At 68.7% G+C, this 26,784-nt stretch carries 23 protein-coding genes; 14 read left to right on the plus strand and 9 right to left on the minus strand.

The annotated features are described in order from the left end of the window. Nucleotides 1-9 precede the first annotated feature (9 nt). From ACFSXZ_RS40550 to ACFSXZ_RS40560, 3 genes are read left to right on the plus strand one after another with little or no spacing between them, the layout of a single operon-like run. A complete protein-coding gene (locus ACFSXZ_RS40550; protein ID WP_378271806.1) occupies nt 10-963 on the plus strand; it encodes a sugar phosphate isomerase/epimerase family protein in 954 nt (317 codons plus the stop codon). After that, a complete protein-coding gene (locus tag ACFSXZ_RS40555; protein WP_378271808.1) occupies nt 960-2,498 on the plus strand; it encodes a GMC oxidoreductase in 1,539 nt (512 codons plus the stop codon). Before ACFSXZ_RS40550 ends, ACFSXZ_RS40555 begins: the two co-directional genes overlap by 4 nt. Further along, nucleotides 2,495-3,619 carry a Gfo/Idh/MocA family protein gene (locus ACFSXZ_RS40560; RefSeq protein WP_378271810.1) on the plus strand — a complete coding sequence of 375 codons (1,125 nt, stop codon included), beginning with the start codon at nt 2,495-2,497 and terminating at the stop codon, nt 3,617-3,619. The genes ACFSXZ_RS40555 and ACFSXZ_RS40560 overlap by 4 nt, the downstream gene beginning before the upstream one ends. A gap of 25 nt (nt 3,620-3,644) precedes the next feature. Here the strand turns inward: ACFSXZ_RS40560 and ACFSXZ_RS40565 are convergent, their stop codons facing one another. Both ACFSXZ_RS40565 and ACFSXZ_RS40570 read right to left on the minus strand, forming a co-directional pair. Continuing rightward, a complete protein-coding gene (locus ACFSXZ_RS40565) occupies nt 3,645-4,322 on the minus strand; it encodes a TetR/AcrR family transcriptional regulator (RefSeq protein ID WP_378271812.1) in 678 nt (225 codons plus the stop codon). Between the two features lie 581 nt (nt 4,323-4,903). After that, on the minus strand, nt 4,904-5,722 hold the full coding sequence (locus ACFSXZ_RS40570) for an SDR family oxidoreductase (protein ID WP_378271813.1): 819 nt from the start codon (nt 5,720-5,722) through the stop codon (nt 4,904-4,906). 220 nt (nt 5,723-5,942) lie between these two features. Between ACFSXZ_RS40570 and ACFSXZ_RS40575 the strand changes: the two genes are divergently transcribed. The 8 genes from ACFSXZ_RS40575 (at nt 5,943) to ACFSXZ_RS40610 (ending at nt 15,439) form a co-directional block, all read left to right on the plus strand. After that, complete coding sequence (locus tag ACFSXZ_RS40575; RefSeq protein WP_378271814.1) at nt 5,943-7,400, plus strand: flavin-containing monooxygenase; 1,458 nt, start codon at nt 5,943-5,945, stop codon at nt 7,398-7,400. Nucleotides 7,401-7,402: 2 nt separating this feature from the next. After that, complete coding sequence (locus ACFSXZ_RS40580) at nt 7,403-8,341, plus strand: alpha/beta hydrolase (RefSeq protein WP_378271816.1); 939 nt, start codon at nt 7,403-7,405, stop codon at nt 8,339-8,341. Nucleotides 8,342-8,384: 43 nt separating this feature from the next. Beyond that, nucleotides 8,385-8,882 carry a nitroreductase/quinone reductase family protein gene (locus ACFSXZ_RS40585; protein WP_378271817.1) on the plus strand — a complete coding sequence of 166 codons (498 nt, stop codon included), beginning with the start codon at nt 8,385-8,387 and terminating at the stop codon, nt 8,880-8,882. Continuing rightward, on the plus strand, nt 8,879-10,078 hold the full coding sequence (locus ACFSXZ_RS40590) for an acyl-CoA dehydrogenase family protein (RefSeq protein WP_378271819.1): 1,200 nt from the start codon (nt 8,879-8,881) through the stop codon (nt 10,076-10,078). Before ACFSXZ_RS40585 ends, ACFSXZ_RS40590 begins: the two co-directional genes overlap by 4 nt. A 14-nt stretch (nt 10,079-10,092) precedes the next feature. Beyond that, complete coding sequence (locus ACFSXZ_RS40595) at nt 10,093-11,202, plus strand: acyl-CoA dehydrogenase family protein (protein WP_378271821.1); 1,110 nt, start codon at nt 10,093-10,095, stop codon at nt 11,200-11,202. 258 nt (nt 11,203-11,460) lie between these two features. Then, complete coding sequence (locus tag ACFSXZ_RS40600; protein WP_378271823.1) at nt 11,461-12,483, plus strand: sensor histidine kinase; 1,023 nt, start codon at nt 11,461-11,463, stop codon at nt 12,481-12,483. Continuing rightward, nucleotides 12,480-13,166: a response regulator transcription factor gene (locus ACFSXZ_RS40605; protein WP_378271824.1), complete on the plus strand. Its 687-nt coding sequence runs from the start codon at nt 12,480-12,482 to the stop codon at nt 13,164-13,166. The genes ACFSXZ_RS40600 and ACFSXZ_RS40605 overlap by 4 nt, the downstream gene beginning before the upstream one ends. An 80-nt stretch (nt 13,167-13,246) precedes the next feature. Continuing rightward, nucleotides 13,247-15,439 carry an MMPL family transporter gene (locus ACFSXZ_RS40610; RefSeq protein WP_378271826.1) on the plus strand — a complete coding sequence of 731 codons (2,193 nt, stop codon included), beginning with the start codon at nt 13,247-13,249 and terminating at the stop codon, nt 15,437-15,439. Between the two features lie 60 nt (nt 15,440-15,499). On the opposite strand, the gene ACFSXZ_RS40615 is transcribed toward ACFSXZ_RS40610, so the two are convergent. The 3 genes from ACFSXZ_RS40615 to ACFSXZ_RS40625 all read right to left on the minus strand — a co-directional run bounded on the left by ACFSXZ_RS40615 (nt 15,500) and on the right by ACFSXZ_RS40625 (nt 19,023). Further along, nucleotides 15,500-16,795: an MFS transporter gene (locus ACFSXZ_RS40615; protein WP_378271827.1), complete on the minus strand. Its 1,296-nt coding sequence runs from the start codon at nt 16,793-16,795 to the stop codon at nt 15,500-15,502. Nucleotides 16,796-16,908: 113 nt separating this feature from the next. Next, a complete protein-coding gene (locus tag ACFSXZ_RS40620) occupies nt 16,909-18,036 on the minus strand; it encodes a thiolase family protein (protein WP_378271829.1) in 1,128 nt (375 codons plus the stop codon). Nucleotides 18,037-18,075: 39 nt separating this feature from the next. Next, complete coding sequence (locus ACFSXZ_RS40625; protein WP_378271830.1) at nt 18,076-19,023, minus strand: SDR family NAD(P)-dependent oxidoreductase; 948 nt, start codon at nt 19,021-19,023, stop codon at nt 18,076-18,078. A gap of 55 nt (nt 19,024-19,078) precedes the next feature. Between ACFSXZ_RS40625 and ACFSXZ_RS40630 the strand changes: the two genes are divergently transcribed. Further along, nucleotides 19,079-19,861 (plus strand): enoyl-CoA hydratase/isomerase family protein, encoded by a 783-nt coding sequence (locus ACFSXZ_RS40630; protein WP_378271831.1) that lies wholly within the window; start codon nt 19,079-19,081, stop codon nt 19,859-19,861. 85 nt (nt 19,862-19,946) lie between these two features. On the opposite strand, the gene ACFSXZ_RS40635 is transcribed toward ACFSXZ_RS40630, so the two are convergent. The 3 genes from ACFSXZ_RS40635 to ACFSXZ_RS40645 all read right to left on the minus strand — a co-directional run bounded on the left by ACFSXZ_RS40635 (nt 19,947) and on the right by ACFSXZ_RS40645 (nt 22,933). Then, nucleotides 19,947-21,131 (minus strand): lipid-transfer protein, encoded by a 1,185-nt coding sequence (locus tag ACFSXZ_RS40635; RefSeq protein WP_378271832.1) that lies wholly within the window; start codon nt 21,129-21,131, stop codon nt 19,947-19,949. A gap of 62 nt (nt 21,132-21,193) precedes the next feature. Next, the gene (locus tag ACFSXZ_RS40640) at nt 21,194-22,024 is read right to left on the minus strand and encodes an SDR family oxidoreductase (RefSeq protein ID WP_378271834.1); all 831 of its coding nucleotides are present in this window, start codon (nt 22,022-22,024) and stop codon (nt 21,194-21,196) included. Between the two features lie 36 nt (nt 22,025-22,060). Next, a complete protein-coding gene (locus ACFSXZ_RS40645; RefSeq protein WP_378271836.1) occupies nt 22,061-22,933 on the minus strand; it encodes an enoyl-CoA hydratase in 873 nt (290 codons plus the stop codon). A gap of 201 nt (nt 22,934-23,134) precedes the next feature. Here ACFSXZ_RS40645 and ACFSXZ_RS40650 point away from each other — a divergent pair, with 201 nt between their 5' ends. Both ACFSXZ_RS40650 and ACFSXZ_RS40655 read left to right on the plus strand, forming a co-directional pair. Next, entirely contained in the window at nt 23,135-25,672 is a 2,538-nt protein-coding gene (locus ACFSXZ_RS40650) for a family 78 glycoside hydrolase catalytic domain (protein WP_378271837.1), read from the plus strand. Between the two features lie 390 nt (nt 25,673-26,062). Then, nucleotides 26,063-26,338 (plus strand): hypothetical protein, encoded by a 276-nt coding sequence (locus tag ACFSXZ_RS40655; protein ID WP_378271839.1) that lies wholly within the window; start codon nt 26,063-26,065, stop codon nt 26,336-26,338. On the opposite strand, the gene ACFSXZ_RS40660 is transcribed toward ACFSXZ_RS40655, so the two are convergent. Then, a complete protein-coding gene (locus tag ACFSXZ_RS40660) occupies nt 26,327-26,569 on the minus strand; it encodes a hypothetical protein (protein ID WP_378271841.1) in 243 nt (80 codons plus the stop codon). The two genes, ACFSXZ_RS40655 and ACFSXZ_RS40660, sit on opposite strands and share 12 nt — an antisense overlap. Nucleotides 26,570-26,784 lie beyond the last annotated feature (215 nt).

Below are 26,784 nucleotides of genomic sequence, written 5' to 3' on the forward strand. Positions count from 1 at the left end.
GCACTTCCCATGAGCACCCTTTCCGCCTCCAGCTACTGCATGCGTGAGCACCTCGGGCCCGTGACGCTCGACTTCACCGCCCCCGATGGCACGCCGATCTATCATGAGCTGCCGTATGCCAAGCTGCTGAACCTCTCGGAGTTCCCTCGCCGGGCTAAGGAAGAGCTCGGAGTCGGTGCGGTCGAGACGGTGGCCGTCCAGTTCTCCGGGATCGACGATCCCGAGATCGACAGGTTCGGGGCCGGCTTGCTGGCCGCCGGCGTCGAGTTGCTGAACGTGGCAATCGACGCCGGGGACCTCCTCGAGCCTGATGAGGAGAAGCGGGCCGCGCATGTTGCGGAGATCCGGGCGTGGATCGCGCGTTTCACTGCCATGGACGCACGGTTCGTGCGCGTGAACCCCGGCTCACCGTTCGGCGATCACGCTGGAGGTGCTCCGCCAGCGTACCTCGTCGAGGCGCTGGTCGACCTCGGTCTGTATGCGCGTGAGCGCGGTGCCCGCCTCTTGGTCGAGAACCATGGCGGCCCGAGTAGCGACCCGGGTTGGATGCTCGCCCTGCTCGACGCGGTGGGCGAGGAACATCTCGGCCTGCTGCTCGACCTCGGCAACTTCGATGCTCTGATGCTGCCGATGTTCGCCATGCTGTTCAGCGGTGGGCCTATCGAGTTCGACGGCCTCTACGACGGCGTCGACATGACATCGGTGTACGCGGGCATCGAAGCGCTTGCCGGGCGCGCCGAACTGGTGCACGTCAAGGCGCATGAGGTCGGCGAAGACGGCGGGATCGGCGTGGTGGATCTGCCTCGCGCGCTCGGCATCCTCGCGGCGCACGGGTACGACGGGCCGCTCACGGTCGAGTACGAGGGACAGGGCGGCGACCCGTGGGAGAAGGTCCGGCACATCCTCGACGTGACCCGCCGGTACGCCCCGCAGGGCACCGTCCAGGAAGGACAGCACGCATGACCGAGCAGGTCGACGTTCTCATCATTGGATCCGGTCCGTCCGGCTCCACCTACGCCCGAACGATCGGCGACGCGGTGCCCACCGCGCGCATCCTGATGGTCGAGGCAGGGCCTGTGATCCCCGGTATCCGCGGGGACCACACGCAGAACATGACGGACGAGGAGCGCGCGGCCGCGCAGCTGCTCACGCAGGGACCGGACGAGGGTCTCGAGCGCGCGCAGGCTCTGTCGGACATCGCCGAAGGACTGGACCCGAGCCTCGAGTTCCGGCACACGATCCTTCCCGGCCTGTTCTTCCTCGATCCGCGCCCCGCGCTCGAAGACGGTGAGGTCGGCCTCCCCGCCGCCAGCATGGCGAGCGGCGTGGGCGGCATGGGCATCCACTGGGGCATCTCGTGCCCCCGCCCGAGCCAGTCGGAGCGCACCCCGTTCATCCCGACGGCAGAGCTCGACGCCGCGCTCGACCACGCTGAGCAGCTGCTCGGAGTGAGGAAGTGGGATGTCCCCGGCACCGGGCTCGCGGAGGCCATCCGGGCCGCCCAGGCGGAGGAGTTCGACGGCCCCGGTTTGACGCCGGTGGGCTTCATGCCCGCCGCCTACCGCTGGGAGGACGGTCGCCTGCGCTTCAGCGGCACCGGCATGATCCTCGGCGACATCGAAGAGACGGTGCCCGGTTTCGAGCTGCGCGCGCAGACTCTCGCGAAGCGGGTCATCGTGGAGGACGGCGTTGCCGTCGGGGCGGCCCTGGAAGACCGGGTCAGTGGTGAGACGTACGAGGTGCGCGCGCACCACGTGGTGGTCTGCGCGGACGGGCTGCGTACCCCGCAGGTGCTATTCGCCTCCGGCGTGCGTCCGCCGGCACTCGCCCACTACCTGAATGAGCACTTCCAGGTTTCTGCGTTCGGCGCACTCACCGACGACTTCGCCCCGGAGCGCTTCGATAACGACCCGGAGCACGTCGGCTACGTGATCGTGCCGTTCTCGGACGAGCGTCCGATGCAGGGCGGCATTCTTCCGCTGATGAACTCGCCCTACCGCCTTGCTGTGGCGGGGCAGGAGGGCGCGGAGCGCCTCACGGTGTTCGCCTGGTACGGCGCGAAGGACATCCAGTACTGCGACCGTATCGAGTTCAGCGAGACCGAGACCGACTTCTACGGCATGCCGAAGATGACGATCCACTACTCGCGTACCGAGAAGGATCTGCAGACGATCGAGCAGCTGAAGCAGAACGCTCGTCGCAGCGCGGACCGCGTGGGCGGTCTCGCCGCCGAGCCCGAACTGGCTGCGGGCGGATCGTCGCTGCACTACCACGGCACGGTTCGGATGGGCGCGGTCGACGATGGCACCTCGGTCTGCGACCAGCACCTGAAGGTGTGGGGCGTCGACAACCTCTACGTGGGCGGCAACGGCGTGATCCCCACCGCGACGGCTACGAACCCGACCCTGACGATCGTGGCGCTCGCGTGGCGGGCAGCGAACCAGATCGCGTTGCAGCTCAACGAGCGGGTCGGCACGGCCGCGACGGCCGCGCGGTGACTGCGCGCGTCCTGCACGCGGCGGTAATCGGCGGCGGCATGATCGCCGCCGTCCACCGCCGCGCCATCCTCGCCTCCGGCGGCGTGGTCGCCGGAGTACTCGGGTCTTCCCCCGAGCGCGCCGCCGCTGTCGCCGCCCAGTGGGACACCACGTCCTTCGTCGACCTGGACGCCCTGCTTGCGGCGAACATCGATGTCGTCCATGTCTGCTCTCCGAACGCCACGCATCTGGAGTACGCGCTCGCCGCGGTGGACGCCGGGCTGCACGTGGTGTGCGAGAAGCCCCTCGCCACCACCGTCGCAGACGCCGCCCTGCTCGCCGGAGCGGCAGCGAATGCAGGCGTCGTGGCGACCGTGCCGTTCGTGTATCGGTATCACCCCCTCATAAGCGAGCTGCGGGCGCGGCGTATGCAGGGACGGTTCGGGCGCTGGAACGCGCTGCACGGGAGCTATCTGCAGGACTGGATGCTCGCGCCGTCCGCGGGCAACTGGCGGGTCGACTCCGCCGCAGGCGGCGCCTCTCGGGCGTTCGCCGACATAGGTACCCACTGGTGCGACCTCGTGGAGTTCGTCTCAGGAGAGCGGATCGCCGAGGTCTCGGCGACCACGTCGGTCGCCGTGGCGGAGCGCCCCGCAACGTCGACCCAGAGCTTCAGCGGTGATGGTGGGTACGGCCCCACGGAGGCCGTCACGACGGAGGACATTGCGATCGCGACGTTCCTCACCGAGGCAGGCGTCCCCGGAAACGTCGTGGTCTCGCAGGTCGCGGCGGGGCGCCGCAACCGCCTGTGGTTCGAGCTGGATGGCGCCGACGGCTCCGCGGTGTTCGACCAGGAGAACCCGGAGTCCGCCTGGCTGGGTCATCCCGACGGGGCGACACTGCTCGCACGTGGGGCGGGCGAGCTCTCCGACGCTCAGAAGCGGCTGTCCTTCCTGCCTGGCGGCCATCCGCAGGGGTATCAGGATGCCTTCTCAGCGTTCGTCGCCGACACCTACGAGGGGATCCGCACCGGCCGGCTTCCGGACGGACTGCCGACTTTCGAGGACGGCGCGCGCGCCGCCCGCATCGTCGACGCCGTCCTCGGTTCGGCGCTGAGCAGAGCGTGGGCTCCTGTGCGATGAGCGCCCACACGGCACCCGCGGCCGCTCAGCCGGCGCGCTTGCGGGAGCGGGTGCCCTTGCCCGGCGCGCGGCGCGTCTTGTCCTTGGCGGGCTCTTTCCACAGGTCCGTCAAGTTGTCGTCGACGAAACCGGCCAGGGACTGGAGTGCGGCGTCAAGATCGACGCCATCGGGCTCGATCAGGGCCTGGAGGTGGATGCCGATGACCGCGCCGTTGAGGGCCGCGGCGACGGCGCGTTCACGCTCGGTGGCGGCGGCGGGATCGACACCGGCCGGGCGGTGAGCGCGCAGCCAGCGTTGGACGCCCTGGCGGCGCTGGCCGAGGAATTCCTCGTACTGCTGGTGCACGGTGCCAGCGCTGTGCATGGCCTCGGTGAGGACCATGAACATCAGGGCGGAGTTGCCGCTGGCCACCCAGCGCCGGTAGTCCTCCAGCAGGGTGGCCAGGGTGGGGAGGGCCTGGTGGTACTGCTCGGGGTCCATGAACCGGTCCATCGCCCGGTCCAGCACGGCGATCAGCAGGCCGTCCTTGTTCTTGAAGTGCCAGGGGATGCTGCCCCGGCTGATCCCCGAACGCTCGGCGACGTCCACGAACGAGGTCCGCTCGAAGCCCCGCTCGGCGAACAGCTCCTCCGCGGCGTCCAGGATGCGGCGACGACTCTCGTCACCGATCTCGTCGATCCGGCGCCGCCCAGCAGAAGTCACGGCCCCAGCTTAGAGGTGCCGTTCCGCTCGCCACAGCAAGGGTGTTCATTCTATGTCGAACAACATAGAGTCATCTCAACTGTCACCGATGATCGGAAGATTAGGTGTGATATGGACTTTTCGGAACTGAAGCGGCTGATGGCCGCGAGCCCGCGGAACCGTTCCTGCGGACGATGGCCCGCCCCGCGGAGGACGACCCGGACTTCGTGGCCATCACGCGCGAAGGCGCCGCCATCACCCGGCTGGAGCTCGAACGGCGGTCGAACCGGCTCGCCCGCGTCTACGCCGAGCAGGGCGCCGGGTTCGCGGACTACGTCGCGATCGCACTGCCGGTCCATGACTGGTGGCTACGCCCAGCCCGGCCAGGCCAGGCCGATGGCCAACGAGGAGTTCTACCTCGGGATGTGCTGGCGGTGGCGCAACCCTCGAGGAAGTTCACTCTTGGGCCGGCGTCGGAGATCGCCCAGCGTCCCGCGTTCGGGCTGAAGCGTCATGCGCCGGCTCTCGAAGGGATAGCGCTCCCGGGAAATGGAGCAGCGGGGCGACGACGCGGCGCCCCGCTGCCCGAGCTCGTGACGGGGTCAGGAAACCTCCTGCCCCGTGGCCTCGGGCATGGCTTCCAGGAGAGCTTCCATCCGCATCGACAGGTAGGGCCGCAGGAAGCCGTCGGTGTAGATCCACATCGCGCGCGCCTCCATGCCGGCGATGACCATCTCGCCCACGGCGTCGATGGACACCCCCGCCTTGAAGGCTTCCTCCTCCCTCCTGCGCTGCTCCCCCTGCGGGAACATGCTGCGGTCGCCGGCCAGCGACTCGGTGTGCGCCAGGATGCCGGTGTCGACGTGGGCGGGGCACAGCACGCTCACGTCGATGCCATACTTGCCCGCCGCCTGCTGCAACGACTCGGATAGCCCCACCACGGCGTACTTGCCCGTCGTGTACAGCAGGTTCGAGCCCGCCACCAAGCCGGCACCGGAGGCGGTGTTCACGATGTAGCCGCCCTTCCCCCGCTCGATCATCCGGGGCAGGAAGGTCTGCAGCCCATTGACCACACCGCCGACGTTGACTCCGAGCGCCAAGTCCCACCTCTCGTAGCTCAGCTCAGGCAACGGCGACGTCGGCGCGATGCCCGCGTTGTTGAACAGCAGGCCGACCGGCCCCAGCTTCACCTCGGCCTGGTCGGCGACCGAGGCGAAGGCGTCGCGATCGCGCACGTCCAAGCGGAAGGCTTCGACCTCCGTCACCGAGGACAGTTCTTCCGTGCTGCGGCCCAGCGCCGCCTCATCGACGTCCGCCAGCGCCAGCCGCACGCCCCGTTTGGCCAGCGCCCGGGCGATGCCCAGGCCAATGCCCTGCCCGCCTCCGGTGATGAAGGCGACCGAACGGTTCCACTCCCTCACAGGACCACCCTTTCCCAGCCGCGTTCCACGACCTAGCATGCCGACCAACTCTATGCCGATCATCATAGCCCAGCGGGGACGACAGTCGCACGCACAAGCGAGGGCGACCGCACCTCGGGGGCCCAGCAGGCTCGTTCCGGCTTGTCCAGTTCGGCGTGACAGAGGGATTTCACGTCAACCATCACTATGTTGATTGACATAGAATCGGTCGAGGTGTTCAATGACGACAACCGATCGTGGCGGCCTGCCGCGATCCGTCAGAGTCGACGGGGACCGCCTCGTCGTGTCACGGGAGAAGCGATTGTCGATTCAGCGTCCGACCACAGCGGTCATCGGGGCAGGCATCAGCGGTCTGACGACCGGCAAGATGCTGACGGACTACGGGATCCCCTACACCTGCTTCGAGACCTCCGATCGCGTCGGCGGCAACTGGGCTTTCGGCAACCCGAACGGCCACTCGAGCGCCTACCGGTCGCTGCACATCGACAACTCCAAGAAGATCTGCCGCTTCTTCGATTTCCCGATCCCCGAGGAGTACCCCGACTTCTGCCACCACAGCCAGATCAAGGCCTACCTCGACAGCTACGCGGACACCTTCGGCCTGCGAGAGCGGATCGAGTTCGAGAACGGCGTCGTCCACGCCGAGCGGCGCGCCGGTGGTGGCTGGGATATCACCGACCAGCGCGGGGACGTGCGTTCGTTCGACGCGCTCGTGGTCGGGAACGGCCACCACTGGAACCCGCGCTACCCCGACTTTCCCGGCACGTTCGACGGGGTCGTGATCCACTCGCACTACTACGTGGACCCGCTCTCCCCGCTGGAACTGCACGGCAAGCGAATCCTCGTGGTCGGCTTCGGGAACTCCGCCGTCGACATCGCGTCCGAGCTGTCCTCGAAGTCGACCCGCAACAAGGTGACGCTGTCGACCCGCTCCGGCGGCTGGATTGTGCCGAAGTACTTCCTGGGCCGGCCGATCGACGAGTTCGCCGGCCGGAACGCCCGGCTCCCGAAGGCCCTGCAGCGCGTGATCATCCGGAACTTCCCGAAGATCGCCGCAGGCGACCCGGTGAAGTACGGACTGCCCAAGCCGGACCACTACTACGGCGAGTCGCACGGGACGATGTCCAGTGAGCTGTACCTGCGCCTCGGGTCGGGTGACCTCATCCCGAAGCCCAACATCGCGCGCCTCGACGGCTCCACCGTGCACTTCGCCGACGGCACGTCGGACGACTTCGACGTCATCATCTACGCCACCGGGTACAACATCACCTTCCCGTTCTTCGACCCCGAGTTCATCTCCGCACCGGAGAACAAGTTCCCCCTCTACAAACGGATGCTGCGGCCGGACATCGACGACCTGGTCTTCGTCGGCTTCGCGCAGCCCATCCCGACCCTGTTCCCGTTCGTGGAGTGCCAGTCGCGCCTCGTCGCGGCGTACCTCGCCGGGACCTACCGCCCGCCGGCACCGGATGAGATGGAGCGCATCATCGTCGAGGACGAAAAGCTGCACCGAGGGCACTACATCGACCGGCCCCGGCACACCCAGCAGATCGACTACTACGTCTACGAGCACCAGATGAGAACCGAGGAACTTGCCTCCGGCTGGGAGCGGGCCCGCCGCGAAGGTCCCGTGAAGCTCGAAGGCCGCGCCTCCGACTCCCTCTCCGCGGCGGTGTAGCGATGCGGGTACAGAAAACGGCACGAGCCGACATCTCCTTCCGGTCGAACGGCGTCGAGTCCGCCGCCTGGCACTACCGGGCAACGTCAAAGACCCTGGCGACCGAAAAGGGCCGGCCCTGCGTCGTGCTGGCCCATGGCTTCGGCGGTACGCGCGACAGCGGCCTCGAGGGCTTCGCGGAGGCCTTCGCCGCCGCCGGCGTCGACAGTCTCGTCTTCGACTACCGCACGTTCGGCGCGAGCGCGGGCGAGCCCCGTCAGCTCGTCGACATCGATGCGCAACTCGAGGACTACACCGCAGCGGTGACCTGCGCGCGGACACTCGACGACGTCGATGCGGACCGGGTCGTCGTGTGGGGTGTCTCCCTCTCCGGTGGTCACGTGTTCCGGATCGCCGCAGGCGACCAGCGCCTGGCAGGGGCGATCTCGCTGACACCCGCCACCGACGGCGCTGCCACCGCTCGGCTGTCCGTGAAGCACAACGGTGTCGGGCGGGCGCTGACCACGAGCGCGGCCGGTCTCGTCGGCGCGGTCGCAGCGGCCAGGAACAAGCATCCTTTCTACCAGCCGCTGACCGGACACCCCGGAGACCCGGGCGCGGTCAACGCCCCCGGGGCGTTCGAGGGTTACACCGCCATCGCCGGACCCACCTGGGAGAACCGCTACACGATGAGGAACGCGCTTTCGTTCGCCCGCTACCACCCCGGCAGGGAGGCTCCAAAAATCTCCTGCCCGGTGCTCGTGCAGATCGCCGACCTCGATCAGAGCGCCCCTCCGTTGGTCGCTGCCGAAACGGCCAAGAAACTCCGGTCGGCAGAGGTGCGGCACTACCCCTGCGACCACTTCGACGTCTACCCCGGGCGCGAGTGGCACGAGCAGGTGGTGCGGCACCAGGTCGACTTCCTCTCCCGCCGGTTGGCCTCTCCACCTCCCGGGTCGTGACGGGCCGCGCCGAGCAGAACCGGACGACGACGTGAGAGGGAACATGACCGAGGACATCGAGGTGCCCGGGCGGCTGGTATGTGCCGCTGAGCGGCTCGCGGCGACACGACAGGGCGCATGGCTCGTCATCAATGTGCTGAGCCCAATCGACCGGTTCGTGATGCGCCGTACCAAGGGCCGGCAGGGCAGCCGCGCGCGAGGCAACCCGAAACTGCTGCTGCACCATGTCGGCGCGAAGACGGGACAGGCCCGCCAGACACCACTGATGTGCCTGTCCGTGGACGACTACTGGCTCATCGTCGCGTCCAAGGGCGGCGCCCCGAACCACCCGGCCTGGTACTTCAACATCAAGGCCCACCCCGCCGTCACCATCGACCTGAACGGCCAGAGCATCCCTGTCCAGGCACGTGAGCTCGAGGGCGCGGAGTACCACGCCGCATGGCGCCTCGCGACAAGCCGCTTCAAGGGGTTCTACACCTACCAGGCGCGGGCGGGTGGGCGGAGGATCCCGCTGATCCGCCTCGATCGGAGTGAGTCATGACGACGACCGAGGCTTTCCGGTCCCGCGCCCTGGCCTGGCTCGAGGCGAACGCGGAGCGCGTCGGCGCTGACGATCCTGCCGGCGACAGCGCGCGCGGCTACGACGCTGACCTGCCGGGTTCCCGCCGCTTCCAGAAGGCGCTCTTCGACGCTGGTCTCGCCGGGCTCACCTGGCCGAAGGAGTACGGCGGTCAAGGCCTGGGAGTCGAGGAACTCCTGGCGTGGGCGGAGGTCTCGGTGGACTTCGTCGTGCCGAATGCGGTGTTCGGCATCGGCCACGGCATGATCGGCCCCACCCTCATCGAGCTCGGCACCGAGGAGCAGAAGCAGCGGTACCTGCCTCCGATGCTGTCGGGCGAGGAGATCTGGTGTCAGCTCTTCTCGGAGCCCAGCGGCGGGTCGGACATCGCGTCACTGCGCACGACCGCCACGCGCACCGAGCACGGCTGGGTCATCAACGGTCAGAAGGTCTGGACCTCCGGCGCCCACCACAGTGACTTCGGTGCGATCCTCACCCGGACCGACCCGACGGTGCCGAAGCACGAGGGCATCACCATGTTCGTGGTGGACATGCGCCACCCCGGTGTCACCGTGCGGCCGTTGCGGATCGCCACGGGTGCGGCTCCGTTCAACGAAGTCTTCTTCGACGACGTCGAGGTTTCCGAGGACGCGGTCATCGGCCAGGTCGGCAAGGGCTGGCCGGCCGCCGTGGTGATGCTGCGCAACGAGCGGATCATGCTCGGCGCCGGCGGGCGGTCGCGAGGGAACCCGCTCGGGTTCGACCGGCTGCTCGCTGCCACGCGCGGCGCCGGATCACCGGCCGGTTCGGCGAGGACCAGCGACGGGCTCGCCGAACTCCACGCACGCGAGCTGGCGCTGAGCCAGTTCGGCCGTCTGCTGCACGAGGAGAGCCTCGCAGGCGTCCCCATCGGCTCCCGCGGATCCGTCGGCAAGCTCGCCGCCGGCGAGCTGATGCTCTGGGCCTCCGACCTCGCCGCGGAGCTGCTGGGCGAGGCGTTCCTCCTGGACTCCGGCCTCGCCGGCATGCGGTACGCGAGCGTCTACGCACCCGGCCATGCTGTCGCCGGTGGGACCGGCGAGATCCAGCGGAACATCATCGGGGAGCGCATCCTCGGCTTGCCGAAGGATGGCGGAGTCGACAAGAACGTCCCCTTCAACCAACTGCGATTCGGCTGAGCAGGGAGCGGAGCATGGGACTCACCGACACAGCCGAGCAGGCGGCCCTGGCCGCCACCGTCCGGCAACTCGTCTCCACCCACTCGCCCATGAGGCGCGTCCGCCAGGTGCTCGACGGCGACACAGCCTTCGACCCGGATCTCTGGCGGCGGCTGGCAGACCTGGGCCTCCCCGGCATCACGATCCCTGAGGCATATGGCGGCGCCGGCGGTTCGCTCGCCGACCTCGCCCCAGCCCTCCGTGAGCTGGGACGAGGGCTCGTCCCCTCACCGCTCGTCGGAAGCGGTGTGCTGGCGGCTCACGCGCTGCTCTCCCTCGACGAGGAGCCGCTCAAAAAGAAGCTGCTGCCGCAGATCGCGACGGGTGAGCTTCTCGGGACTCTGGCCGTCAGCGAGCCCGGCTCTGACGGGTGGACGGACCGTCGCCCGAGTACCACCGCCGCCGGGAGGCCGGAGGGAACCGTGCTCAACGGGACGAAACACGCCGTGCTCAACGCCGCCCAGACCGACCTGTTCCTCGTCCACGCACACGACGGCGAGCGGAACGGGATCTTCCTGGTGCGTCACGACGCCCCCGGGATCGTGGTGACACCTGAGCCGAAACTGGACCGCACAACGGCAACCGGGACGATCTCGTTCAACCGGACCCCGGCTGAACGCGTATCCGGCGACGCCGACGCGGCACTGGACCGGGTCACTGACCTCGCCGGTATCGCGCTGGCCTGCATGCAGTCCGCCGCCATGAAGAAGGCCCTCGATCTCACGGCCGACTACGCCAAGGTTCGGTACAGCTTCGGCCAGCCCATCGGTTCGTACCAGGGGGTCAAACACAAACTGGCCGACATCTACACCGACTGGTGCCTCGTCGACGCCGCCACTCGCCGTGCCGTGGAGGCTGCCGACAGCGGCGAACCGGACGCCTCCGCATGCGCCGCCGCCGCCCGCCTCCTCGCCTCCCCGGCCTACGTGAAGGCGGCGCGGCAGATGATGATGCTGCACGGCGGCATCGGCTTCACGTGGGAACACGACGCGCACCTGTTCTACAAGAACGCGGTCAGCGACAGCATCTTGCTCGGAGATCCAGGCTTCCAGCGACGCCGCCTCGCGAGGCTGCTCGCGGTCTGAGTACGGCGCGATCGGCCGGCCGCAGACGCTCGCTCTCCCGCGAGGCGGGCCCCGGTTCGAGAGGAGCGGAACGTCAGCAGAGCCAGCCAGTCGGCGAACCCGGCGAGCGAAGCCCACGCACGAGTTCACGTCATCGCCCGGTTCGATACGTGGATCACGCTCATCGCGCTCGTCATCACCGCGCTCGTCACCTACGGAACGGTCCAGGCGGACAGCTTCACGGGCGCGTATGCGGTCGTCCTCGTTCAGTGCGCCGCCGTGGTCTTCCGCGGCGGCCGCACGGTGACCCCATGGGCGATCGGCGTGGCGGGCATGCTGCTGACGATGAACGCACCGGTTTCCGGCGTCTGGGCGCAGACCGGCGCGTTGTGCCAGCTGACGCTGCTCAATCTGGTGTCCGCGCGGAGACATCGAGTGGCGGCGCTCGCCACAGTGGTGACGTTCTTGGCGATGTGCGTGGCGCTAAGCCCCCAGCCGGAATTCCACTTCCTGGGTGCGGGTGGCATGACCGTGGCGGGGTGGACCCTCGGCTCCGCGGGGTTGGGAGCCGTGGTCCGCATTCGGCGTGAGTACGCCATGACGGTAGAGGCGCGGGCACGGTGGGCGTTGGAGACCCGGGAAGCGGAAGCCAGCCGCCGTGTCGCCGAAGAGCGCCTGCGGATCGCGCGGGAAGTTCATGACGTGCTGGGACACCACGTGGCGGTGATCCGTGTGCACGCCGGACTGGCGCGCCGTTCGTTCCGCGCGGCGCCCGACCGGGCGGCGACCGCGCTGAGGGAGACGGAGGCGGCCGCGAAGGCGGTCATGCGGGAGATGCCCGGCATTCTGCGGCTGTTGCGAGACACGGCGAATGCGGAACCGCCCTCACCGCTACCGAAACTCGAAGAGATCGACGCTCTGCTCGAGACAGCGCGTGGTGCCGGCCTCGATGTGGTGCTCGACCGCGAGGTCGACGCCGAGCGGGTGTCGCAACTGGTCGCGGTCACTGCCTACCGGCTGGTTCAGGAATGCCTGACCAATGCCCGGCGGCACGGCACCGGGCCGTTGGAGCTCGTGGTGCGCACCGGGCCGGCGACGTTGACGCTCGTGGCGTCCAACGCCGTCGCGGCTACACCGCCGCGCCGCGAGGGCGGGGGTCATGGGTTGGTCGGGATGCGGGAGCGGGTGCACGCGGTGGGAGGCCGGCTGGCGATTTCGAGCGGCGGCGGTGTTTTCCGGCTCATGGCCGAGTTGCCGCTCGAAGCGGGTACCGACCTGGCCGAGGACGGACGTCACGGATGAGCGACGCACTCCCCATCCGCGTGCTGCTCGCGGACGACCAGTCACTGATCCGCATGGGACTGCGCGGCGTCCTGGAGTCCGAACCGGGCTTCACCGTGGTCGGTGAAGCCGGCGACGGGGCCGCCGCCGTCCAGGCAGTACGCGCAGGTGACGTCGACATCGTGCTGATGGACCTGCGGATGCCCGGAGTGGACGGCATCGAGGCCACGCGGCAGCTGACCGCGGACCCCGGCGCCTCCCCCGGCGTCGCCATCCTCGTTCTCACGACGTTCGAGACCGACGAGTACGTGCTGCGGGCACTCACCGCGGGGGCTCGCGGTTATCTCGGCAAGGACGCCGATCCGGAAGTCCTGCTGGCTGCGATCCGGGTCGTCGCGCGCGGCAGCACGCTGTTGTCGCCGCGCGCGACGCGGGCGCTGATCGCCCGCGCGATCACGCCTGGCGCCCTGGATCCGCGCGCGGCCGAAGCGCTGGCCACGCTGACCGGCCGAGAGCGGGAGATCGCCGGACTGGCCGCCCGCGGACTGACCAACGGTGAGATCGCCGAGCGGTTGGTGATCTCACCGTTCACCGTGAAGACGCACATCAACCGGGCGATGGCGAAGCTCGGCGCACGCGACCGCGCTGCCTTGGTGATCGCGCTGCACGCGGGAGGAGCCGTCGAGATACCACCGACGCAGTAGGGATCGCTGATGCGCGGGCAGTAGACGAGTTCCGACCGTCGAACGATGTCACAAGCGTCCCGGATCGCGATGCTGGCGCCATGGCTCGCTTTCTCTATCGGCTCGGTCGCGCCTGCGGCCGACATCGCATTCTCGTGCTCGTCCTGTGGACCGCGGCGCTCGTCGCCCTCGGCGTAGGCGCCACCGGCTCGAAGTTCAGCAAAGAGGAATTCTCTGTGCCCGGCTCGGAAGCGAGCCGCGCACTCGATCGGTTGAACCACGACTTCCCCGGGGTCGCGTCGTCCGGCGATGGCAGCACCGGCTCCCTGCAACTCGTGCTGACCGCTCCGCACCGCCAGCAGATCACGAGCGCGGGCAACGCGGCGCTCGTCCGCGCGGCGGTGATGGCCGCGGCCGGAGTCCCGAACGTCGGCTCGGCGACCGACCCGTTCGACGCGAAGAAACCCTACGTCTCACCGGACCGCACGACGGCGGTATCGACGCTCACGATCACCGGCCTGACGGACGACAACGCATCGCGCGTTCACGACGAGGTCCTGGCCGTTGCCGCGGCTGCCCGCGCGGACGGGCTCGATGCCGAAGTCGGCGGATCGCTCGGGAACGCCAAGGATAAGGCGGGTTCGGCAACCGAAGCGATCGGTGTGGCACTGGCGTTCCTGGTTCTGCTGGTGACGTGCGGATCGCTCGTCGCCGCCGGGGCGAACCTGCTCGGCGCGCTCGTCGGGGTGGCGGTCGGTTCGCTCGGCGTCTTCGCGTTCTCCGCGGCCCACCCCGTCGACACCACCACACCGACCCTGGCGGTGATGCTCGGCCTGGCCGTCAGCATCGACTACTGCCTGTTCATCCTCGCCCGGTTCCGGGCGGAACTGCGCGCGGGACGGCCGGTGGAGGAAGGCATCGGCCGCGCGGTCGGCACAGCGGGATCGGCGGTGGTATTCGCCGGGACTACGGTCGTCGTCGCGCTCGTCGGCTTGTCGATCACCGGAATCGGGTTCATCACGGAGATGGGTCTGGCCGCGGCCTTCGCCGTGACAACGGCGGTGCTCATGGCGATCACCCTCCTTCCCGTCCTGCTGCGAACGATGGGACACCGCGCGCTGCCGCGGCGTGAGCGGCGTGGCAACGCGTCGCGCCGCTCGCACGCGGACCGGCTCACGTTCCTGGAACGCTGGGTCCGTGTAGTCGTACGCCGACCGGTTGTCGTCGGCGGACTCGCGATCGCGGGTCTGCTCGTGCTTTCGGTGCCGGTCCTGTCGATGAACACCGCACTGATCACGCCCGGAGGGGACGATCCACACAGCACGCAACGGGCGGCCTACGACCGGATCGCCGAAAAGTTCGGCGCCGGCGCGCAGAGTCCGTTGCTCGTCCTGGCGGAAGGCGGGGACGTCGGCGCCCGGCTGCCCGCGGTGATCCGGTCGCTCAGCCGGATCGGCGGCGTGGTCGCGGCCGTGCCCGGTGGCGTGACCGACGCGGGCGACGCGGCGTTCGTCCAAGTCGTTCCGGAGAATGGCCCGGCGGATTCGAGCACGAGGGATCTCGTCCACCGGATTCGCGGCACCGCGCACGACGTGGACGGAGTCACTCTGTCCGTGACCGGCAAGACCGCGATCGACGCCGACACGAACGCCGCTCTGCAACAAGCCCTGGCGACCTATCTGCTGTCGGTCGTGGGTCTGTCGCTGCTCCTGCTGATGGTGCTGTTCCGCTCGATTCTGGTACCGCTGATGGCGACGCTCGGCTTCCTGTTGTCACTCGGAAGCGCGCTCGGGGTGACGGTAGCGGTCTTCCAATGGGGCTGGTGGGGTGCCGTGTTCGCGGCACCGACCGGGAACCCGATCCTGACGCTCCTGCCGATGCTGATCGCCGGCATCCTGTTCGGGCTCGCGATGGACTACCAGGTTTTCCTGGTGTCCCGGATCCACGAATCGCACCGGCGGGGCTTCGACCCGAACGAGGCCGTCCTCGACGGATTCGGCCGCACCGCGGTGGTGGTCGCCGCCGCCGCGTTGATCATGACCTCGGTGTTCACCGGGTTCGCGCTCACCCCCGCGCCGATCGTCGCTTCGCTCGGCCTCGCGCTCACGGTCGGGGTACTCGCCGACGCGTTCATCGTGCGCATGGTGGTCACTCCGGCACTGCTGACACTGCTCGGTGGCAAAGCCTGGTGGATTCCCCAGTGGCTTGATCGCGTCCTGCCGCACGTCGACGCCGAAGGCAGCGCGCTCGAGTCGGCTCCAGCGCCTGCTCGAAGCCTCGCCGACCACCGGTAGCAGGTCACCGCGCGGACGCGTTCCAGCAGGCCAGCCGGTGCGGCGGGGCGTCGACGGCGATCAGCCCGAAACGGCCGTAACTTGCGCGACGTCAGCGCGAACGGTTCGCGCGCCGCGCACCATGAAGGCAGCGGCGACGAGGGAAGCGACCGGCGCGAGGATCGCGACGGCAGCCTGCGGACCCAACGCGCCCTCGAAGACAGCGCCGAGGAGAGCACCGCCGAGGCCGCCGACGAGGGACAGGTACAGCCCGACGATGGCAAAGCCGACGGCGCGGAACTGGAACGGCGTGATGGTCGCGACGACGAGGATGACCGGCACGAGCCCCGCGAAGAGCAGGGCCTGCGTGATGAAACCGATGACGATGAAGGCCGCGACGTTCGGGGCGTACGCCTGCAGGCCCAGGCCGCAGCCGAGTGCGGCCACCGCTACACCGACGGCGTACATGCAGCGCTCCGGGCTGCGGGCGAAGAGCTGGTCGGCGTACTTGCCGCCGACGACGGCTCCGAGGAGCGCGCCGACGGAGGAAACGCTACCGACCGCGCCGCGCGAACCGGCTTCCAGATGGAAGTGCTGCTCCATGACGATGTTCAGGTAAATCGGCACCGTGGTGACCGCGAAGCCGAACGCTCCCAGGCTGACCATGATCAAGGAGAAGGTCCGGACCTTCCTGAGGCTGGCAAAGGCGGTCCGGAGAGTCACCGCCGGATCGTCCGGCTTTGCCGCGGCCGAGTGGTCGCCCGCCTCGAACCGGCCACGTTCGGGCTCCGGTACCGACAGCGTCGTGACGCCGAGAATCACCGCAGGTACGGCCATGAAAGCGAAGGCCCACCGCCATCCGTCGCCGCCCCCGGCGACGGAGGCGACGCCACCGAGCAGTGCGGGACCGAGAAGGATGCCGACGGGGAGACCGGCACGGTGGATAGCGAAGATTTTCCCTCGGCCCCGCGGCGGATAGGCGTCGGTCAGCAGCGCGCTCTGGACGGGCCCTTCATTCGCCTTGCCGATGCCGGAAAGCGTGCGGATCAGCGCGAGTTGCCACGCAGCCTGCGCGACAGCGGTGAGAACGGAAGCACCGGCCCACAGCAGCGTGCTGACCCCGGCGATCAGAGTACGACGCATCCGGTCGCCGAGAACGCCGAGCGGAAGAGCAGCGAACGAGACGGTGAAACCCGCAAGAGCGGCAGTGACGGTGATCGTCGTGGTGCTCAGGTGCAGGCTTTTCTGGATGTCCGGAGCCAGCACGCCGAAGCCGGCGCTATCCGCCGCGTCGAGCACCGCGAGCCCGCTCAGAACGAAGATCGTCCTGCGACCGCCTACCCGGAAGGACTCTCGAAGTGAGGTTGCGTCTGTCATCGGATCCCTTCGTTGGGCCCTACAATCAGTGACTGCCTTCGGAGTTCAGGGTGTTGATCCGGTTGGGTCTCACACGCCGGGGAGGACCTCGGACGCCCGACGTCGCGTGCCGGTCAGAGGAGTTCGAGGATGGTCGCGTTCGCCTGGCCGCCGCCCTCGCACATGGTCTGCAGCCCGTAGCGGACGTCGTTGTCACGCATGTGGTGGACGAGCGTGGTCATCAGACGAGCACCGGAGGCACCGAGCGGGTGTCCGAGTGCGATCGCTCCGCCGAGCGGATTGGTCAGTGCGGGATCCGCGCCGGTGTCGGCCAGCCAGGCCAGCGGCACGGGCGCGAAGGCCTCGTTGCACTCGAAGGCACCGATGTCGCCGATCGAGAGCCCGGAGTGCTTCAGCGCCTTGGCGGTCGCGGGGATGGGCGCGGTCAACATCGGCATCGGAGCGGCACCGGTGACGACGGCGGTGTGGATGCGCGCGAGCGGCCGGAGGCCGTTCGCGGCCGCGTACTCGCTCGTCGTGACGAGGAGCGCCGCTACTCCGTCCGAGATCTGGCTGGCGTTGCCGGCGGAGACCTTGCCGTCCTCCTTGAAGGGCGTTTTGAGCGTCGCGAGTTTCTCGAGAGTGCCTCCCGGACGGATGCCCTCGTCCAGGAACGTGCCGGCAGTTTCGACGATCTGCGCTGCGAACGCGCCGCGCTGCTGTGCGGCATGCGCGCGCTCGTGCGATCGCAGGGCGTACTCGTCGAGTTGGGTGCGGCTCAAACCCCATTCGTCGGCGACGATCTCCGAGCCGCGTCCCTGGTCCGGGACGACGTCGTCGTAGCGCCGCAGGTAAGCAGGTCCGAACGCGGCGGGGATGTTGTTGCTCCCCATCGTCGTGCGGCTCATCATCTCGACGCCGCCTGCGACGGCGACATCGTACTGCCCGGCGATGACACCTGCCGCCGCGAAGTGCACCGCCTGCTGCGACGAGCCGCACTGCCGGTCGAGGGTCACGCCCGGGACGTGTTCGGGCCATCCCGCGGACAGCACTGCGGTGCGAGCGATGTCGAAGGTCTGCTCGCCGATCTGGGTGACGCAGCCCCAGACGACGTCGTCGACGCATGCCGGGTCGATCTCCGCACGCTCGACGAGCGCGTTGAGAACGTGGGCGCTGATGTCAGCGGAGTGCAGGCCGGACAAGGCCCCGTCGCGCTTGCCTATGGGGGTTCGCACCGCTTCGACGATGACGGCGTCACGCATCGCGCAGCTCCAATCTCACTGGGGGTGGGGCCGACTGGGTCAGTCGGCGACCGATGCTGGACCGGAGTGGCCCGCGAGCTGACCGACGAGGGTCATGACCTCCTCGGCCGACGAGGCCGGCACGGTGTACCCGTCGACGTCGAGGATTTCCGTCAGGTGCGCCTCGATCTCGTCGGCGGTCGTCGGGCCGGCACCCGCGTTGAGCAGTACGCCCGGGGTGTACGCCGTGAAGATCCGCGCGAAGCGGCCGCCGCCGGCGCTGAACACCTCGCCGGTGACCGTCGTCGTCGGGCTGGCCAGGAACACCACCAGCGGCGAGATGAGTTCCGGCTGAAGCGCGGCGCCGAGCGGGCCGAACGCGTCGCCGGTGAGCCGGGTCTGCGCCAGCGGAGCCAGGCAGTTCGAGGTGATGCCGTAGCGGGCACCCTCGACGGCGAGTGCCCGGCTCAGACCCGCGATGCCGCCCTTGGCGGCGCTGTAGTTCGCCTGTCCGGCAGCGCCGAAGAACCCTGCGCCGCTGGCGGTCAGGATGATGCGTCCGAAGCCCGCAGGCTTCATGACGCGGTAGGCCGCGCGGCTGACGGAGAACGACCCCTTCAGGTGGACGTCGAGGACTGTCTCGATGTCCTCGTCGGTGAGGTTCGGGATCGTGCGGTCCCGCAGGACGCCCGCGTTGTTCACGAGGATGTCGAGGCGCCCCCAGGCCGATATCGCGGCATCGACGATGCGAGCGGCGCTGCCCGGGTCGGCGACCGAGCTGTACTCCGCGACGGCCTCGCCACCCGCGGCGAGGATCTGCGAGACGACCTGGTCGGCGGCCGCGCTGCCTTGCCCGGTGCCGTCGGTCGAGCCGCCGAGGTCGTTGACGACGACCTTCGCGCCGTGCTCGGCGAGGGCGAGCGCATGAGCACGACCGAGGCCGGCCCCTGCCCCGGTGACGATCGCGACCCGCCCTTCGAGCCGCCGGTACCGGAGACGATGAGGCATGGATCCTCCACAGAGAGCGTTGACAGGATTTCGATAGAACACGATGATCTAGTCTATGTCAACGGACACAGACAATGACGGGTCCGGGGCGGTCGGCGACAGCATCATGTGGGCGGAAGTCTGCGCGGGCGGTGCCCGACGAACTCTGACGCACGAAACCGCCGACGCGCTGCTCACGGTGATCGAGCAGGCACGCACCCGGCGGCCGAAGGTGCTGGTACTGACGGGTGACGAGGACGCGTGGTGCTTCGGCGGTGACGTCGCCGCGTTCGCGTCGTCCCAGGATCGCCAGGGCTACATCGACGAACTCGCGACCAGGTTGCACGCCGCGGTGTCGGGACTGCAGTCGCTCGACGCGATCGTCTTCTCGGTGGTAGACGGTGTCGCGGCGGGCGCGGGCATGCCGCTGGCGGCGGCCGGAGACATCGTGCTGGCCAGCAGCCGCGCCCGGTTCACGCTCGGGTACACGAAGCTGGGGCTGACTCCCGACGGCGGCACGACGATGCTGTCCGCGTCACTCGGCGTCCACCGGCTGCTGTACGCGGCCCTCGTGAACCCGGTCGTGGACGCCGAGACGGCGCTGCGACAAGGTCTGGTCGCGGAGGTTGTGCCACCGGGAGACCTGATGGCACGAGCACAAGAGCTCGCCGAGGTACTGGCGCGCGGCTCGGCGGAGGCTCTCTCGACGACAAAACATCTGGTGCGTCGGCAGGCCCTGCCCGCTCCGGCAGAGGCGCTCCAGCGTGAGCAGACGGCGCTGCGGGCCGCCGCCGGGAGCACGGACGCGGCCGAAGGCCTCTCCGCGTTCGTCGAGAAGCGCAGCCCATCGTTCGCCTGAACAGCCGGCGCCTGCGTGACCGGGCAGAGCGGACACTCGGCCCGATCACGCAGGAACGCCAGCGCGTTGTCGATCTGACACGTTCCTAGTCGACGCCCTCGTAGACGGTGACGACGCACGCCGAGCCGATCCCGATGTTGTGCTGCAGGGCGGTACGAACACCCGTGACCTGCCGATCGCCGGCCGTGCCACGCAACTGCCACGTCAGCTCCGCGCATTGGGCGAGGCCGGTGGCGCCGATCGGATGTCCCTTGGACATCAGACCGCCGGACGGGTTCGTCACGACGCGGCCGCCGTAGGTGTTGTCGCCGTCGAAGATGAACTTCTCCGCGGTCCCCTCCGCCGTGAGACCGAGCGACTCGTATGTGATCAGTTCGTTGGCGGTGAAGCAGTCGTGCAATTCGACGACGGGGATGTCGTCCGGGCCGATACCGGCCTGGGCGTAGGCGTCGGCGGCCGCCTTCGCGGACAGGTCGTAGCCGACCACGTGCCGCATGTCGCCCGTGAAGCTGCCGGGAGTGTCGCTCGTGAAGCCCTGACCGGCGATGCGGACGCGTGCGTCGAGGCCCTTCTTCTTGGCGTACTCGGCGCTGACGAGGATCGCGGCGGCCGCGCCGCTGGTCGGCGGGCAGCACATCAGACGCGTGAGCGGCCCGGCCTGATGTGGCGAAGCCAAGACCTCCTCGACGGTGAGCGGCTCGGTGAACACCGCGTACGGGTTGTTCGCGGCGTGCTTCCTTGCCTTGACAGCGATCCGGGCGAACGCCTCGATGCTCGTACCGAACTTCTCCATGTGCGCGCGGCCGGCACCGGCGAACAGCTGAGCGGCGGGCGGTTCGGCAGCCTCGAAGCCGTAGAGTTCGTTGAGCCGCACGAAGTGCTGGAGGCTCGGCGCCTGCCGGTCGTCCCAGTTGCCGCGGAGCGCACCGGCACGCATCTGCTCGAAGCCGACGGCGAGGACGACGTCGGCGTCGCCACTGGCGACGGACTTGCGCGCCTGCCACAGGGCGGTCGACCCACTCGCGCAGTTGTTGTTGACGTTGACGATCGGGATACCCGACAGGCCCACGGAATACAGGACGACCTGCCCGCAGGTGGAGTCACCGTAGATGTAGCTGGCGTACGCCTCCTGGACGTCTTCGTAGGCGATCCCGCTGTCGGCGAGGGCGGCCCGCACCGCCCTGACGCCCATGTCCTCGTAGCCGGCACCGGCACTCGGCTTCGTGAACGGCACCATGCCGACTCCGGCGACACGAACGTCAGCGGCCATGACTGCTCCCTTGCGAGGTGGTGTGGTGTGGTGTGGTGCGGGGCCTGGGCCAGGAGTCACCTTCACCGACCGGCGCGATTCGGGTCGGCCTCGGGCATGCAGGAAAGGATCTGGGCGTGGTACTCCTCGATGTACTTGCGGTACAGGCCGTCGGTGAAGACGAAGGGCTGCCCGGCGATCACCCCTTCGACCACCGATCGTCCGGCGTCGTCGATGCTGACGCCGTTGCTCAGCAATGACTCTTGGGCCGCGTCGAGGATCTTCCTCGCCCGGTCCGTGTGGGCCTCCGCCTCGGCGGGGCGCTGGGCGGCGGTGTTCCGCACGATGCTCGTGGTCACCTCACCGGGGCAGATCACGCTCACGCGGATGTCGTGATGGGCCAACTCCTGACGCAGGGCCAAGGTCATGCCCACCACACCGAACTTCGTAGCGTGGTAGGTGAACCCGCTCCCGCCCGGCAGGATGCCGGCTACGGACGACACGTTGACGACGATGCCGCCGTCGCCGCGAGCGATCATCCGGGGCACGAACGCCTGGACGCCGTTGTACACGCCGTTGAGGTTGACGCCGACCATCCAGTCCCACAGCTCACCGCGCATCCGCGAGGGGGACACGCTGTCGACGACGCCGGCGTTGTTGAACACTCCGTGGACCGGCCCGAGGTCCTGCTCGACCTGGTCGGCCACGGCGAGGAAAGCCTGCCGGTCGCGGACGTCGAGCTGGTAGGTCCGGACGTCGGTGAGCTTCTCGAGTTCGCGATGGGCTTCCACGAGCGCCTTGGCGTCGCGGTCGGCGATCGCGAGCAGCGCACCCCGGTCGGCGAGCTGTCGCGCGATGCCGAGACCGAGGCCTTGCGCACCGCCGGTGATGAAGCAGATCTTTCCCTGGAACACGACTCTGTCCTGTCTTTCTCGACGGTGGCTAGACGGTCAGCGCGAAAGCCGGCGGATGACGTCGAGGCCCGACGGGTCCACGGGGATCCCGTGCAGCACACGGGCGTGCGCGTGACCGACATGGTGCAGACCGAACGCGGCCTGCAGCGCCGTCCACTGGCCCTGCGCGTCGAGGCTCTGGTTCACGGCGGACTTGGCGAGTTTGGTGCCCATCACCGGTCGTCCGGCGATCTCGCGGGCGATCCCGAGCGTGAACCCGGGCAAGTCGTCACGGGCCACGACGTGGTTCACCATGCCCAGGTCGCGGCACTCGGCCGCGGTCAGCGCCGCGCTGCGGAACAGCATCTCCTTGGCCTTGCGCGGACCGAACTCCCACGCGTGGACGAAGTACTCGTGTCCGTTGACGCCGAACGCCACCGTCGGGTCCGAGAATGTCGCGTCGTCACTTGCGATGATCAGGTCCATGGGCCAGACGAGCATCAGGCCGCCCGCGATGACCTTGCCGTGGACCTGCGCGATGGTCGGCTTCGGAAAATTGCGCCAGCGCCAGCACATCCCGAGGTAGTACTCCTCCTCGGCGGACATGTGTCCGAGAACGCCGGGCTGGTCGAAGCCTCCGACGTGGCTGACGCAGAAGTTGTGCACCTCCAGGGGTCCGCCACTCACGTCATGCCCGGAAGAGAAATGCGGTCCGTCCGCGTCGAGGATGACGACCCTGACCCGATCGTCCTGCGCCGCGAGCGCGAACGCCCGGTCGATCTCGTGAAGCATCTGGTAGTCCTGCGCGTTCCGCCGCTCGGGCCGCGCCAGCGTGATCCGGCCGATGGTGCCGTCGTCCTCGGTCGTGTAGCGGATGCGCTCGAAGGCGGGAGCCGAGCCGGCCTCGCGGGGCTCACTGGTCGTCGTCACAGACGAACTATGGCAGTGCGTTCTAGTCTATGTCAATCAGCACAGTCAGTCGTATGCCAGTCAGCATAGAATATTGCGAGCTGTCACGAAGGGCTCTAAGGTGAAGCCTGCTCACCCAGCCGATGTCCGGCGAAAAAGCCCAAAACGCCTTCCTGTAAGTGCTGCCGGGCTGGTCGGACCCGAGCAAAGGAACCGGTACCGATGACGCCAGCCCCTTCCCCGGCGCACCTGCGCGTGGAGCACCTTGACGCACCGTTGGGCATTTCCGTCGAGAAGCCCCGGTTCTCGTGGTGGCTCCCCGAAGGCGCGGTGCGGCAGCAGGCCTACCAGCTCGTCGTCGGCGAGTGGGACAGCGGCCGGATCGAGAGCGAACAGTCGGTCCTGGTCGAGTACAACGGGCCGCGGCTGCCGGCGTCCGAGGTCGTGCCGTGGCGCGTCAAGGTCTGGACCGACTCGATCGAGACCGGGTGGGCCGAGTCGACGTTCGGTACCGCGCTGCGCCGGGACGACTGGCAGGCACAGTGGATCTCCCCAGTGGAGGACGAGGTCGCGTCACCCGGATCACGCCCCGGCCATCTGCTCCGAGGGAAGTGGCATCTCGACGGGCCGGCCGTGGCGGCGCAGCTCCACATCACCGCGCATGGTGTGTACGAGGCCTACCTCAACGGATCCCGTGTCGGTGATCAAGAGCTCACACCGGGCTCGACCGACTATCGGACGCAGCTGCAGGTGCAGGCCTACGACGTCACCGAGTTACTCGAGAGTGAAAACGAACTTGTCGTCACCCTCACCGACGGGTGGTTCCGAGGCATGAACGCGCACTCTCACATCAGCAACTGCTGGGGCGACGAGGTCGCGCTGCTCGCCCAGCTCGTCGTCCGTCACGCCGACGGGACGGTGACGAGTCTCGGGACGAGCTCCGCTTGGGAGTCCGGCCTCGGTCCCGTGCTCGCCGCCGACCTCATCGCCGGGGAGACCGTCGACCTGCGTGTACAGCCACACAGCTGGCAGCCGGTACGCGTCGTGGAGCACCCATTCGAGCCCCTGACGGGCACGACCGCACCCCCGGTACGCCGTGTCGAGGAGATCGCGCCGGTCCTGGTCACGCGACTCACGGACGGCACCCAGGTCGCCGACCTAGGTCAGAACATCAACGGCTGGGTCCGGGTCGACGCCCCAGACGGAACCCTCCGGATCGAACACGGCGAGATACTCGACTCCGAGGGCAAGGCGACGCGTCAGAACCTGTCCGGCCCGGACGGGCACGACCCCGGCCAGGTCGACGTCGTGACGGGGCCCGGTACCGCCGAGTTCCGGTTCTCGACAAAGGGCTTCCGCTACGTCAGCACCTCCGCGCCCGCCGATATCACCGGCGTCGTCGTGCACACCGACTTCGAGCGCACCGGGGACTTCCGCTGCAGCAACGAAGACCTGAACCGTCTGCACGACATCGCGGTGTGGAGCTTCCGCGGGAACGCCTGTGATGTACCCACCGACTGTCCGACGCGAGAGCGCGCGGGCTGGACGGGTGACTGGCAGCTGTACGTCCCGACGGCGGCGTTCCTATACGACGTCGCGGGATTCAACACGAAGTGGCTGCGCGACCTCGCCGCCCAGCAGTGGCCTGACGGCCGCGTACCGAGCTGGGTCCCGGAGCCTGGCTGGAGCGACGAGCACCGCGCCGTCAGCGACAGCTACACCGGCAGTGCCGGCTGGGGCGACGCGGCGGTCCAGGTGCCGTACCAGCAGTGGTGGTGCTACGGAGATGTCGGCACCCTAGAACAGCAGTGGGACTCGATGGAACGGTGGCTCGCCTTCGCGACGCGGCAGGCCGCCACGAGCCGCCACTCGTCGAAGCAGGGGACGCCCGCTCAGCCGCACGAGCGGTTCATCTGGGACGGCGGGTATCACTGGGGTGACTGGCTCGAACCGGACGTCGACCTCGAGACCATCCAGGCGATCATCGCGCGACAGATCGACCAAGGCTCGGTCGCGACCGCGTACCTCTACCGCTCGGCGACCCAGATGGCCGAAATCGCCTCCATCCTGGGGCGCGACCGCGGGCGCTACTCGGAACTGGCGGCTTCGGTGCGTGACGCGTGGATCAAGGAGTACACCGCGGACGATGGCTCACTCGTCCCGTCGCGCCAGGCGACCTACGTCCACGCGCTCGCCTTCGGACTCGTCCCGGACGAGATGCGTCAGGCGACCGCGGACCGGCTCGCCAAGATGATCCAGGACAAGGACAACCACCTCGGGACCGGGTTCCTCAGCACGCCACTGCTGCTTCCGGTGCTCGCCGACCACGGGCATCTCGATGTCGCCTACGACGTGCTGCTGCAGCGGACCGAGCCCTCGTGGCTGTGCATGCTCGACCGGGGCGCGACCACCGTCTGGGAGTTCTGGCAGGGACAGGACGACGACGGCAACACGTTCGGCTCGCTGAACCACTACAGCAAAGGCGCCGTGATCTCGTTCCTCCACCAGTACGTCGCCGGAATCCGCCAAGTCCCGGGCGTGCCTGCCTACCGACAGTTCGTTGTGGCCCCACGGCCCGGCGGGGCGCTGACATCCGCGGAGGCGACGCTCGACACGCCCTACGGCACCATCCGGTCGGCGTGGTCGGTGACCCCCGACGGCCTCCGGGCCGAAGTGACCGTCCCACCAGGCACGACCGCCAGCCTGCGACTGCCCGGCCGGCCGGCGGAGGAACTCACCGCCGGAATCCACGTCCGCTGAGACACGCCCGTGAACCGCCGCGCGCTCGGTCAGGTCGGGCCGCGGCCAAGCTCGGGGTGCCTGCCGTCGGCACCTTCGTCGGCCGCGACCCCGGCTTGTCCGTCCCGGAGAACCTCAAGGTCGCGGACGAGATCTTCAAGCCCCTGGTCGACCGGGCCGGGGAACTCGGAGTCAAGTTGATGATCGAGAACTGCGTCATGGAGGGGTGGCACCCCGACGGTTACCCCGGCAATCTCGCGTACAGCCCCGAGTTGTGGGAATGGATGTTCTCCCTCGGCCTGTACCTCAACTTCGACCCGTCGCACCTGATGTGGATCGGCCATAGACCCGGTCGAGGTCGTCGGACCGTACGTCGACCGGATTCCCCACTGGCAGGCCAAGGACATCGAGATGTTCCCGGAGAAGCGCGACCGTTGGGGAATCCACGGTCCGGCTCAGGCGCGCGAGAACGCCTGGGGCATGGGCTGGTGGCGTTACCGGGTTCCCGGTCTGGGACACGTGGACTGGGCCCGCCTTATCGACCGGCTTTACGAACACGGCTACCGCGGCGTCGTCAGCGTCGAGCCCGAGGACCCGGTATGGGGCGGCACCGAGGAAAACGTGCTAACCGGCCTGAGTGCCGCTCGGCGCACCCTTACGCGGCACGTCATGACTTCACCGCGGTAGTCCTCCGGCCCAGTGGACCCCCATCCCGCCGATGCCGCTCGCCATGCTGGCGGCCGGCAACCCCACCTCGCCGTCCGTGAGCACGGGCCGGGGGTCCACGAAGAACAAGCCGGGCAGCGTGACCTGCCGGAACTCCATCGACGGGTCGATGCCCTCGGCGATGTCGGCCAGCGCCGGCGGGTCTTGGCCCAGGGATCTCCCCGAAGCCCTCGTACTCGATCGACAGGGCACCGTCGTAGCCGTGGCTGAGCAGGATGGCCATCGCCCGATTGAGATCGACGGCCCCGACGGTCCCGTCGGCGGCAACCCAGTTCGTGGACTGCTGGAGTCACGGCCAGACGGAGAACCCCTCGAGGAATCCCTTGGCGCGGTGATCAGGTAGGCCCGCTAATACTGCAACGGCACTTAGGTGAGTGGGTATCCGCGTCTTTTGTAGTGGCTGAGCC

Origin of the sequence: Amycolatopsis pigmentata (assembly GCF_042684065.1) — a bacterium.
GTDB lineage: Bacteria > Actinomycetota > Actinomycetes > Mycobacteriales > Pseudonocardiaceae > Amycolatopsis_E > Amycolatopsis_E pigmentata.